The organism is Flavobacterium azizsancarii, assembly GCF_027980145.1.
Classification (GTDB): domain Bacteria; phylum Bacteroidota; class Bacteroidia; order Flavobacteriales; family Flavobacteriaceae; genus Flavobacterium; species Flavobacterium azizsancarii.
Genome location: NZ_JAMZNK010000032.1, coordinates 1 through 12442 on the forward strand (window position 1 = coordinate 1; position 12442 = coordinate 12442).

At 34.9% G+C, this 12442-nt stretch carries 10 protein-coding genes; 6 read left to right on the forward strand and 4 right to left on the reverse strand.

The genetic code is table 11. The features are described 5' to 3' along the window. The first annotated feature begins 545 nt into the window (after nucleotides 1-545). Complete coding sequence (locus NJT12_RS16895; RefSeq protein ID WP_213301320.1) at nucleotides 546-1382, forward strand: sulfite exporter TauE/SafE family protein; 837 nt, start codon at nucleotides 546-548, stop codon at nucleotides 1380-1382. 4 nt (nucleotides 1383-1386) lie between these two features. Further along, nucleotides 1387-1776 carry a DUF1634 domain-containing protein gene (locus tag NJT12_RS16900; protein WP_271337108.1) on the forward strand — a complete coding sequence of 130 codons (390 nt, stop codon included), beginning with the start codon at nucleotides 1387-1389 and terminating at the stop codon, nucleotides 1774-1776. A gap of 144 nt (nucleotides 1777-1920) precedes the next feature. Here NJT12_RS16900 and NJT12_RS16905 read toward each other — a convergent pair whose 3' ends face one another. Together NJT12_RS16905 and NJT12_RS16910 are read right to left on the reverse strand one after the other, a co-directional pair. Beyond that, nucleotides 1921-3336: an aminotransferase-like domain-containing protein gene (locus NJT12_RS16905; RefSeq protein WP_271337109.1), complete on the reverse strand. Its 1416-nt coding sequence runs from the start codon at nucleotides 3334-3336 to the stop codon at nucleotides 1921-1923. Nucleotides 3337-3399: 63 nt separating this feature from the next. Continuing rightward, nucleotides 3400-3792: a hypothetical protein gene (locus tag NJT12_RS16910; RefSeq protein WP_271337110.1), complete on the reverse strand. Its 393-nt coding sequence runs from the start codon at nucleotides 3790-3792 to the stop codon at nucleotides 3400-3402. A 224-nt stretch (nucleotides 3793-4016) separates the two neighbouring features. On the opposite strand from NJT12_RS16910, the gene NJT12_RS16915 reads away from it, so the two are divergent. Together NJT12_RS16915 and NJT12_RS16920 are read left to right on the forward strand one after the other, a co-directional pair. Beyond that, the gene (locus NJT12_RS16915) at nucleotides 4017-5537 is read left to right on the forward strand and encodes an MBL fold metallo-hydrolase (protein ID WP_271337111.1); all 1521 of its coding nucleotides are present in this window, start codon (nucleotides 4017-4019) and stop codon (nucleotides 5535-5537) included. Nucleotides 5538-5611: 74 nt separating this feature from the next. Continuing rightward, complete coding sequence (locus tag NJT12_RS16920; protein WP_271337146.1) at nucleotides 5612-6634, forward strand: LLM class flavin-dependent oxidoreductase; 1023 nt, start codon at nucleotides 5612-5614, stop codon at nucleotides 6632-6634. A 257-nt stretch (nucleotides 6635-6891) separates the two neighbouring features. On the opposite strand, the gene NJT12_RS16925 is transcribed toward NJT12_RS16920, so the two are convergent. Next, complete coding sequence (locus tag NJT12_RS16925; RefSeq protein ID WP_271337112.1) at nucleotides 6892-9306, reverse strand: TonB-dependent receptor; 2415 nt, start codon at nucleotides 9304-9306, stop codon at nucleotides 6892-6894. A gap of 201 nt (nucleotides 9307-9507) precedes the next feature. On the opposite strand from NJT12_RS16925, the gene NJT12_RS16930 reads away from it, so the two are divergent. Further along, nucleotides 9508-10788 (forward strand): acetyl-CoA C-acetyltransferase, encoded by a 1281-nt coding sequence (locus NJT12_RS16930; RefSeq protein ID WP_271337113.1) that lies wholly within the window; start codon nucleotides 9508-9510, stop codon nucleotides 10786-10788. A gap of 459 nt (nucleotides 10789-11247) precedes the next feature. On the opposite strand, the gene NJT12_RS16935 is transcribed toward NJT12_RS16930, so the two are convergent. Next, on the reverse strand, nucleotides 11248-11859 hold the full coding sequence (locus tag NJT12_RS16935) for an FMN-dependent NADH-azoreductase (RefSeq protein ID WP_271337114.1): 612 nt from the start codon (nucleotides 11857-11859) through the stop codon (nucleotides 11248-11250). A 176-nt stretch (nucleotides 11860-12035) separates the two neighbouring features. Between NJT12_RS16935 and NJT12_RS16940 the strand changes: the two genes are divergently transcribed. Beyond that, on the forward strand, nucleotides 12036-12410 hold the full coding sequence (locus NJT12_RS16940) for a winged helix-turn-helix transcriptional regulator (protein WP_271337115.1): 375 nt from the start codon (nucleotides 12036-12038) through the stop codon (nucleotides 12408-12410). Nucleotides 12411-12442: the final 32 nt, after the last annotated feature.

Sequence of the window (12442 nt, forward strand, 5' to 3'; positions counted from 1 at the left end):
CTTAAAAACTGGCTGCATAATCATTGATTTTAGTACTTAAATATAAGAAAAATCAATGTGTAAAACAAAAAAAAACTGCCCGAAATTACTTTTCGGACAGCCTCTTTTTATGGGCTTAATTTGCAGATAACTTTGTAAACAACACAAATAAAACCTGAGTCAAAATAAAAAAACCAGAGTATCTGGAACTTCATTAAGAGCAAAACCAATTTTATATAGTTTGTTACCAAATAAATATAAGACACTTAAAAACTATATATAGTCCTTACAGGAGATTTCTCTTGGGTACTATATACAACGCTTTCTATTCAGGAAATCAGCTTTCTTTCTGGGTACCAATGTGTCGAATTTTAGTATTGCTGTAAAGGATTTTTGGTCATCTGCCTACTAAAATGAGGTTGAAGGTTCAGGAAAGAAAATCACTTTATTAAGAAACCAAAATCTTACCAAAATAACGTTTTCGCTTTTTTAAGCTTTATTTAAGCTCCTAAAATCTTCCCGAATAAATATCAATTCGTAAATTAGCACCAACAAAATTTATCCGAATGACAGTACTTACATTTACCCTGATTATGATTCTTGGTGCTTTTTTAGCAGGTTTTATTGGTTCATTATCAGGTCTAGGCGGCGGAATTATCATAATTCCCCTTTTAACAGTCATTCTTGGCGTTGATATTCATTATGCAATTGGTGCGGCTTTAGTTTCTGTAATCGCAACTTCCTCAGGTTCAGCTGCAGCATACGTCAGGGAAGGAATCACAAATATGCGACTGGGTATCTTTCTCGAAATTGCCACAACTATAGGAGCTGTTTGCGGAGCTTTACTTTCTACCATTGCTCCTACTTCATTCATTGCTGTATTATTTGGACTTACCTTAATTTTCTCGGCTATAAATTCGCTTCGAAAAAAAGAAGAACATATTGTTTTGGAATCATCTCCTTTAGCCAAAAAACTTCGATTAGCAGGAACTTATCCTTCGCACGACGGAGAGGTTATTAGCTACGGAACCAAAAATGTTATTGGTGGATTCAGCATGATGGGAATCGCAGGAATGATGTCAGGATTACTGGGTATTGGTTCCGGTGCTTTTAAAGTTATTGCGATGGACAATATTATGAGAATCCCGTTTAAGGTTTCTACTACAACCAGTAATTTTATGATGGGTGTTACAGCAATGGCAAGTTCTGTAATCTATATTCAAAAAGGATATATCGAACCGGGAATTTGTATGCCGGTTGTTATTGGTGTTTTGTTTGGCGCTATGGCCGGAGCAAAAGTACTGGTAAAAACAAATCCTAAAAAACTAAGAATCTTTTTTGCATGCCTAATTTTTGTGCTTGCTGTTAACATGATATATAACGGACTTAATGGAAAAATCTAAAGCTATGCAACACGAAAAATTTGGTGAAAAAGATTTTCAAACCATCATTGGTAATTTATTGCGCTACGGTGTCTGGATCTCATTATCTGTTGCTTTTATTGGCGGAATTGTGTACTTAATGGGACATAGCAACGATATCGAAAACTATTCTGTTTTTAAAGAAAATGACCGCAATATCTTCGAAGTAATTTCAGCTATATATAATGGTGCGATTCAGGGAAATGGAGAATCTTTAATATTCGTTGGGATTATTTTACTTTTTCTAACGCCTGTATTGCGTGTTTTACTATCCTTATTTTCTTTTCTTTTAGAGAAAGATTATCTCTATGTAGTAATTACACTAATCGTTATTGTGATTATCCTGATAAGTGTTTCCTTTGGGTTTTCGCATTAAAAAAATAATAAGATTTCATCTTCAAACAATTATAAACTGTTCCTTATAGCTATACAATACACAGAAACATAGATTTTGTCTTTAAAAAAATCTATGTTTCTTTGCTTTTAAGAAAAATTTACATTGTATAAAATACAATGCGATTTAAAGATTGTTTTTTACCAGTTGCCCTAAACGTTTTAGATCAAGTTCTACTTTTTCTTTCCATTCTAAACCAAAATTAAGACGCATACAATTGTTATATTGATCGTGTTGCGTAAAAATTTTGCCTGGAGCGAAACCTATTTTCTGATTGATTGCTTTATCATATAAAACTGCTGTATCGATCTTTTTATCTAATTCCAACCAAAGAAAAGAACCACCTTGTGGTTGCGAAATCTTAGTATTTTCAGGAAAATGGTCTTCAATCGTACGCTGAAAATGAAGTGAATTAGTATACAATGTACTTCTGAAATTTCGTAAATGGTGATCGTATCTGCCATGTTCCAAAAAATCAGCAATAACTTCCTGATATAAAGAAGGCAAACAAATTGTCTGAGCTAATTTTTGCTTAATAATTTTATCTTTAAATTTTCCCGGTGCAACCCATCCCACACGATATCCCGGTGCAAGAGTTTTAGATACTGATCCGCACCACATTACGATACCGGCTTCGTCATAATATTTACAGGGTTTAGGCCTTGTTGCACCAAAGTACAAGTTGCCATACAAATCATCTTCAATTAAAGGAATATTATGATACGTCAGCATTTTTACCAGTTCCATTTTATTTTCATCCGGCATCAGACTTCCCAAAGGATTACTGAAATTACTCATGAAGCAGCAAACATCAATTTTATGAATAACCTTTTTTAAAGCTTCTAAATCTACACCCGTTGTAGGATGCGTAGGCAATTCGATAATATTAAATCCCATATTTTGTGCAATCTGAATGATTCCAAAATAAACCGGACTTTCTATCGCAATCGTGTCCCCTCTTTTAGTAACTGCCAGCAAACAATTGTAAATAGCGTTCATCGCGCCCAAAGTTGTTACAAGATCATCTTCTGTAAGTTTTCCTTCTAATACAAGAGCCCATTTTGCAACATTTCGTCTCAAATTTACATTTCCCTGAACCGGTTCATAACTGGTACCGCTTTCTTCCAGATTTCGTACCACTTTCATAAGTCCCTTATTGAGTTTTGCAATAGGCAACAAACTCGGGTCAGGAACTCCTATCGAAAATCTCGTGACGCTTTTATCTTTCAAACTCTCAAAAACCTTCGTAATCAAATCATCAGAGGTAATTTGTTTTCCTGATAATTTGAACTTGTTCATAGTAGGAATCGATAACTTTCTGTTTGATGTTTTACTGATATAAAAACCAGATTTTGGTCGTGACTCAATCAACGATTTACTTTCTAATTCTAAAAATGCCTGTTTTATAGTATTCAGACTTACATTATGCAGTTTTTGCAAAGCACGAATCGACGGAAGTTTATCTCCTATTTTTAAAGTTTCAGAGAAAATTTGTTCCTGAATAGTATTTGCGATTTTTAAATATAAAATCTCTTTAGCCATTTTTTTTAAGCTTTATCTGTACCTGATAAATTTACAAAAATTTAATCTGTATCCTTTATAATATTAATTACAATAATTCAACCAATTGAATAATCTTTGCGTCGCATTTTGAAGTTTTATATTTCGAAATTCCGGATCTTTAAAAGTCGTATTAAAAGTATTTTCCGCATGAAACTTTAAATCCTTTTCTACTTCGATACTATAAAAATCCTTTTCCCAATAGGAATTTATTTCAGTTTCTCCCACTTTATTAATTACAACAAAAGCATAACCAACTACACGGTTTTCAAAAGAAGCGACGCTCAAAGGAAGCCCAAAATTATTTTCTAATTGCAAGGATCTTGCTTCAGAATTAACAGTATCATTAATTTTATTTTGATACATATTTACAATTGATTTTAAAGACGATATATTGATCTGATCAAACTGAATGTTGGTGGTATTATTAGTTTTCATCTTTATACTTATTTAATTTTTTAACAAAATTAATGGGTAAAAGAGATGAGACACAGATACAAAAATCATTTAATTTAAGGGTACAGTTTCCTATTGTGTATATTTTTTAAGAACCTGAAATTACATATTTGCAAATAGTACATAATCCTTTACATATGTAAATGCAAGGGTTCTTTTATCATTGTTATTTTGTCTAATAATTTTAAAATTAAAATGACAAAAAGATGAAACGATTATTTAAGTTCTTAAAAAAAAGCCCGGATAGGATCGCAATTGCTGCAAGCGCGATTGGAATTCTTTTATATTTATTTTTAATCCCAATTTGGAACAATCAGGGTTCTGAAATAGCAAAATTTATGGCTGAAGATGCAGTGCCGGATCAACCCGTAAAGTATGGGCATTATTTTGTAATTATTTATTTTTCTTTACTGATAGCAATTTGGAGCAGTCGTTTTGTTCGTCAACAATTTTTTAAAAATGGTGCAATACTATTTATTGCGATTGCTTTAAGTGGCAATGTATTAATTTATTGGACAAGCGAATATTTAACGATTTACGCCCGAAAAATATTCTTTGATTATATTGAAGTTCCGGCAATAGTAATTTTACTTCTATTCTTTACTTTGATGGTCTATAAATCAAAAGAACAAAGTTCTTCAAACTTTAAAAAATACTTTTATTTGGTTCCAATACCATTAACCTTATTCTTTATAATTCTGTGTCAAGACATTCCGCTTGCTGCTGTAATAACACTTCTTATTTGTATTTTGATATTAAGTTCGAATAATCAGCAAACTGAAAAAACTGATTCTAAAACCAAATGGTATTCTATCACTGTAAAAATAATTGCAATTGTTTTGATTCTTATTTCGTTTGCAATTTCGTTTGCAATCAAATACCGGCCAACAAATATTGTAGGCGAAAATCCGGAGATTCAAAATGAAGATTTTGCTAAAAATTCCGGTATCGAATTGTATGTTTTTAATACCGGATTCAACCGAATGGCAAAAGCATTGAGTCCTACTTACAAAAAATGGAGGCCCTGCCCTATCTATCTGATTAAACATCCTAAGTTTGGTTATATTTTATTTGATTCCGGAATATCAGAAAAAGTAGCTCTTGAAGGTCAAAGTGGTTTAGGATTTCCAATGTCTTTTTTGTTTGAAAGTAAATCAAAACCAGAAATGCTGTCTTTTAATCAGCTGAAAAGGTTTGGTGTAAATCCTGATGAAATTAAATATCTGGCTATTTCGCATCTTCATGATGACCATATAGGAACTGTTGATGCTTTTAAAAATGCGCAATTGATCATGAATGGCGAATCAAAACCAAAAGAAGGAAGTCTTCCTGAATTTAAAGCTGCTTCCGCGTTCAAAGAAAGTGCCTCGGTAGTAGGAAAGTCGTACGATTTGTTTGGTGACGGAACCCTGCAATTAATAGAAAAACCGGGACATACAGATAGTGATTTAATGATTCTTGTAAATTTAGACAAAGGTCCTGTTTTACTAACAGGAGATGCGGTTGTACATGCTGACTGGCTTCAATCGACTGATGTTGAAAGATTGCCAACCCAACCTGAAAAAGCGGCACAAAACAGAAATAATATTAGAAATCTGGAACTAAAAAGTCCTGAATTAATTGTATTTCCGGGTCATGATATGCCTGTAATCCAAAAAAACAGAACCGATATTTTTCTAGTGAATCCATTATTCTTCACCACTGCCTATTTGAATATTAAAAACTAAACTCGCGTTGCATTTACTGAATTAGATTTTATTTAAGAAAGAGCAAAAATAAAATTTAATATCTTTACTATATGATAGAAATAGGGATTGACAGTTTTGCTTCGGCGATGTACGGAGACAACAACACTTTGAGTAGTGTCGATGCGATGGAACAATTACTGCAAAGAATTGAGCTGGCAGATCAAGCCGGACTTGACGTTTTTGGAATTGGAGAACATCATAAAAAAGAGTTTTTAGATTCGGCTACGGTCGTTATTTTAAGCGCTGCCGCAGCACGAACCAAGCGTATTCGATTATCGAGTGCCGTTTCGGTTTTAAGCGCTGCTGATCCTGTCAGGGTATATCAAAGTTTTGCTACACTCGACCTGATTTCGAAAGGAAGGGCTGAAATTGTTGTAGGCCGTGGATCTTCTATTGAAGCATATCCCCTTTTCGGATTTAATCTGAATGATTATGATGCCCTTTTTAGTGAAAAATTAGATCTGCTATTACAAATTAGAGACAATGAATTTGTAACCTGGTCAGGGAAATTTCGTCCGGCTTTAAACAATCTCCCAATATACCCAAGAGCATTACAGGAAAAACTCCCTATCTGGTTAGGCGTTGGCGGAACTCCTGAATCCTTCGTTCGCGCAGGATCTTTAGGCTTGCCTTTGATGGTTGCCGTTATTGGCGGACAAACACATCGTTTTAAACCATTAGTCGATCTGTATCGTGAAGCCGGAAAAGCTGCTGGTTACCAACCCGAAGAACTTAAAGTAGGTTTGCATTCACCAGGTTTTGTAGGAAGCACAACTCAAAAAGCGATAGAAGAATATTATCCGGGATATGCAGAACTTTGGACTAAATTAGGCAGGGAACGTGGTTGGCCACCGGTAACAAAGGACAAGTTTGACGGGCTTATCGATGATCAGGGTGTTCTTGTTGTTGGTGATCCGGAACGAATTGCTGAGAAAATTTTACGCCACAGTGAATCTCTTGGCGGAATTTCGAGATTTACATTCCAAATGGATAATGCAGGATTAACGCACACTCAGTTAATGAATGCTATAGAACTTATAGGCTCAAAAGTAATCCCGTTGATTCATCAAGGATAAAATACGCGAATTTAGCCCACGGATGATGCGGGTTAAATGGATTAACACGGATTTTTAAAATTTTCTAATAAAAAACCTGCAAATACCAGTTTAATCCGTTAAAATCCGCCGGCTAAAAACTCAGTAAAAAAAGGATTTTAACCTTAAATAAAAAAGCATCCGCCATATCGACGGATGCTTTTTTTTGACCTACAAATTACTACAATAAAAAACCAGTAAAAACCGTTTATATCTGCGTCATCTGGGGTATAAAACAATTAGAATTTATACGTTACACCTACTCTAAAATTTATAGGTTGTTCTGTTTGCCAGTAATATGATTTAAGAAAAGTAGCATAAGAACCGCTGTAAAGATATTCGTTTAAGATATTAAATACGTTTGCAGTAATTTTGAACTTTTTAGTATCATAAGATAAACCTCCGTCTAATTTAAAATAATTTGGTAATTTTTCAAGACCTGTACCCCAGTTATCTGTTAGACGCCCTGCAAGATAAGTCCCTCCAATAGAAGCGCCAAAACCTTTGAAAGTACCGTATTGAATACTATAATTCAACCATGCATTTGCTGTATGTTTAGCATATCCGGGAACTATATCGCCTTTATATATTTTACTGGTCTCAGAAACTAAAGGATCAATTTCTAACACCACAGATTCTGTAAAAGCATAATTAGCAATTATATTAAGGCCGTCAAAAATCTTTCCTCGCAAATCAAGTTCAACACCTCTTGCTCTTTTTTCGCCTAAAACCACACTATACATTTGTCCGGGCTGGTTTAGAGGATCAGATGTAAGTTCGTTTTGTTTTAAGATACTGTAAGCAGAAAATGTAGTACTCCAGGCTCCGTCAAACCAATCTTTTTTAATACCTAATTCCGTATTATTACCAGTAAGAGGTTTTACTTTTTCTCCACTTAAAATCACACCGGATTGTGGTATAAAAGCCTGATCGTATAATCCGTAAACAGCAAAACTATCTGTAATAGAATAACTTAAACCTACACGTGGCGTAATATGGCTGTCTGCTATTGCAGGATCACCCCAACTCGCCTGACTAATCCAGGTATATCTTGCAGCAAGAGTCAATCTTAATTTGTTTTCGAAAAAACCAAGTTCATCCTGAATATATCCTGCAGCATAATTCGTATTCATTAAACCACCGGCAGCTTTTGCTCTTATAGAAAGTGGTGTTGTATGGTCAAAATTAGGCAATCCATTAGATGGTGTTCCGTAATTTGGGTTGTATAAATCAAATGGACTGTCTACGGTATCAAGATTATGTCCTTGTCCCCAATCTGCCATATAATCTTTGCTTCCTAAATCTACACCCGCCAATATTTTATGAGTAACTGATCCGGTATTGAATTTTCCGTTCAAAAATATTTGACCTAAATACATATTACTATCTGCATCCCAAATACCAACTCTTCTAATCACTTTTCCTTTTGCGATATTATCATCCGGACCCACTGCGCTTGGCCATGAACTATATCCTTCTTGCAGATACTTAAAATAAGACGTTTGTGCCGTCAATTTCCAGTTATCATCAAACTTATGCTCAAAAGTCAAGTATCCGCTGTGATCCTGTATATTCGTATCCGGCAATCCTGGCTGCGTCATCGTAAATCCAACAGGCAATGTTGCATATCCGTCAGATCCGGGACCAAATACGTAGAAAGAACCAATCTCAGTCATATTAGCATACTGAAAATTATATTCAGCCGTAATTTTTGTTTTGTCATCAAATTGGTAACTGATCACAGGAGCAATTACATAACGGTCATTGTGTTCAAAAGGGCGATGTGAACCTTTTTTCTGTGCTGCCGCATTAAAACGGTACAATAATTTCCCTTTTTTATCCAGTTTCCCGTCAAGATCAACACTTGCTCTGTAAAAGTCATAACTTCCTGCCATCACAGTAGCTTCACCTTTAGTAATTCCCGTTGGTTTTTTAGTCACCACATTATAAAGTCCGCTTGGATCCCCACTTGAAAGCATGAATCCTGCCGGTCCTTTTACAAACTCGATATGATCTACAAAACTCATATCTTCAGTAAGAGGTCCCCAAAAAGATGAAACCACATTAAAACCATTACGGAAAGCCTGAATTTGAGAACCACGCATTTTAATATTCGTATACAAATCTCCCCAATGCTCTGAACGTACCGCACCACTCACGTTTCTGATCACACCGTCACTCATACTAATAATTTGTTGGTCTTTCAAAGTCTGAGCACTAACAATCTGGATGTTCTGAGGAATCTCAAGGATAGGAGTCTGAAGACGCAATGACAACGAAGGCTTATCTTGCTTGTACTTGTTTTTGGTAATCACCACTTCATCAAGATCTTCCTGGCTTTCAGAAAGCATAAAGTTTTTAATTGTAGTTTGTTTCGCTGTAACCGTAATCCTATCCTCGACTGGATGAATCCCTACAGCACTAATACTAATGATATAACTCGCGGTTTTAACATTTTTAATCTCATATTGTCCATGTTCATTTGTAATTGCGGTATATTTTGTTCCTTTAAGAACGACAGAAACATTCTCTGCAGATACGTTACCGCTTAAAGAGACTTTTCCCGTTATTTTTCCCAGTTCCTGGCTCATCATAGATAGTGAACTTAAAAACATCAGGCTAAATAAAACTTTTTTTATGGTCATGTTATTCATTTTATTTGGTTTTGATTTCGCTGGCAAAAGTAATAGCTAAAAACCTGTAATCCAAATTATTTTTAATCATTCTAAATAAATATAACATTTAATATTAATTATGATAAACATCCTAAAAAAATAAAATATCATCATCTGAAAATATCTAATTACAAAAGTCTGCTTATCTTTAAGTCTAAAATCTTTCGAAAACAACTAGTTATGAACAATACCACCACAATTAGAAAAGTTGCCATCGTTGGCTATAATCGGATTCCGTTTGCGAGAGCCAATACCGCATATGCCGAAGTTGGAAATACAGAAATGATGACTGCTGCCTTAAACGGCCTGATAAACAAATACAATCTAACAGGAAAATTATTAGGCGAAGTTGCCGGAGGAGCTGTAATCAAACATACTTATGACAGTAATTTGATTAGGGAATGTGTTATGAAAACGTCTCTTGATCCGGCAACTCCTGCGTGTGATTTGCAACAAGCTTGTGACACCGGAATAGAAAGCGCTATATATATTGCCAATAAAATTGCTCTTGGACAAATAGAATCCGGAATTGCCGGCGGTGTCGATTCAATAAGTGATATGCCAATTGCCGTGAGCGAAAAACTGAGAAAGATTTTGCTCAATGCCAGAAAAGCAAAATCATTGGGCGAGAAAATAAAACTATTTCTAAAATTACGTCCAAAAGATCTGACGCCTTTAGTTCCGCGTAACGAAGAATCCCAAACCGGACTTTCGATGGGAGGACATACAGAAATTACGGCAAAACATTATAAAATCTCTCGCGAAGATCAGGATAACTTAGCGCTAAAAAGTCATTTGAACATGGCAAAAGCTTATGATGAAGGTTTTTTTGATGATATGATTACTCCTTTTAACGGACTTGACAAAGATAATAATCTTAGAAAAGACAGCACTCTTGAAAAATTAGCTAAATTAAATCCTGCCTTCGACAAAACAAACGGCACACTTACCGCCGGAAATTCAACGCCACTTACAGATGGTGCCTCATGTATACTTTTGGCAAGCGAAGAATGGGCAAAAGAAAATAATCTCCCTGTTTTGGCTTATATTACTTTTGCCGAAGTTGCAGCTATAGAATACGTCAAAAATCAGCAAAACCTCTTGTTAGCGCCACTATTTGCTGCAAGCAGAATGCTCGATAAAGCAGGATTGACTTTGCAGGATTTTGATTATTATGAAATTCACGAAGCTTTTGCCGCTCAGGTTTTAGCCACCTTAAAAATTTGGGAAAGTCCGGAATTAAGCACACAATTGGGCTTAAAGAAAGCCTTAGGGGCAATTGACAGGGAAAAATTAAACGTAAAAGGAAGCAGTTTAGCCGCAGCACATCCATTTGCCGCTACCGGAGGAAGAATAATTGGTGTTATGGCAAAATTATTAAACCAAAAAGGCTCAGGAAGAGGATTTATATCCATTTGCGCTGCCGGTGGACAAGGAATTACAATGATTATTGAGAAATAATAATTAAACGCAATTCTTAACTACATCAAACCAAATAGGTTTATTATGCGCAACTATCTTTGTCAAAATTTAAAAACTTTGACAAAGATTCAACGATCAAAATTCTCGTTTTAAGACAAACTAGACAGGTTTCAAAACCTTTCGGGTTTACTAATCTGATGTAATTTATATTAAGTCCCGGCGGGACGATATAATTATAGAAAATTAAAAATTCATACAATAGAACCCAACGGGGTGGTATATTAAGTTGTCAATAAAAATGGCTATATCGCTCCTCTGGAGCTTTATTTCAATAACCTGTTCTCAATATCTATAAATATGTCGCTCCTATGGAGCTGGCTATAAATGTTTATCTTATTTTAAATCTTAAGATATTTTACGACAAACGCGACAGGTTTCAAAAACCTGTCGCGTTTACTAAATACGAAAATGTCCAACTATCGTACTTTTATTTTCAATTTAAAAAGTGAATTCTTCTACGGCAGCCAAAGCATTTGGCAAGGCGCTTTCTGCAAAATCAGGAATTGCAGTCCCTTCTACCCTAAAAGTCGTTACATCAGTAATTCCTAAAAAACTTAAAACTACACGCAAATACGGTTCCGCAAAATCATAACTTTTATAGGGACCGTCAGAAAATACAGCACCGGACGCAACAGACAAGAATACTTTTTTACCCGTTATCAATCCTTTTGGTCCACTCTCACCATAACTAAAAGTCTTTCCTGGCCTTGCCACCTGATCAATCCATCCTTTTAATAATGCCGGAATTCCAAAATTGTATATAGGAACTCCGATAACGATAATATCAGCTTCCAATAAATCGTTTATAGCTTCATCAGAAAGTTTAACAAAATCTACCTGAGCTTCTGTATACGCTTCTTCAGGAGTATAAAATGCATTAAGCTGCAATTCGTTTAAATAAGGTAAAGGTGTTTTAGAAAGATCAAAAGTTTGTACGTTACTTCCCGGATATTCTCTTGACAATTTTTCCAGAACTGCATTGGATAATTGGTTACTAAATGAAGCATCTCCTTTGATGCTTGTTACTATATTCAGAATCTTTTTGCTCATTTTATTACTATTTTGTTTTATGATACAAACTTATCTACATTTGCTATCTCTTTTATAGTACTATCCTCAAGGATAGCGCTATCCTTGAGGATAGTATTAGACAAAATGACATTTAAATAAGAGGTTTACACAGATTTTTAAATCAATCTGCGTGAAATCAATTTCAACATCAACTTATGGAAACAAAGAACCAATTCACAAAAAAAGTACGCTGTGGCGAACCAGAGGAATGTCTGGCAGCATTACTGCCTGTAAGGGATGCTCTGGAAGTTTTAAGCGGCAGATGGAAGCTGCCAATTTTGATTGCATTATCAAACAGGCCAAAACGATTTAAGGAAATTTCTAAAGATGTAAACGGAATTACTGATAAAATGCTTTCAAAAGAACTTAAAGATCTTGAGGTAAATAAACTGGTTACCAGAACTGTTTATGACACGTTTCCGCCAACTGTTGAATATGCAAGAACAGAACACAGCCACACTTTATACAATGTTATCGGAGCATTAAATGAATGGGGAACTTTGCACAGAAAAGAAATCATTGGGCATTAGATAATTATGTTCAAATTAAAATCCTGGTTTTT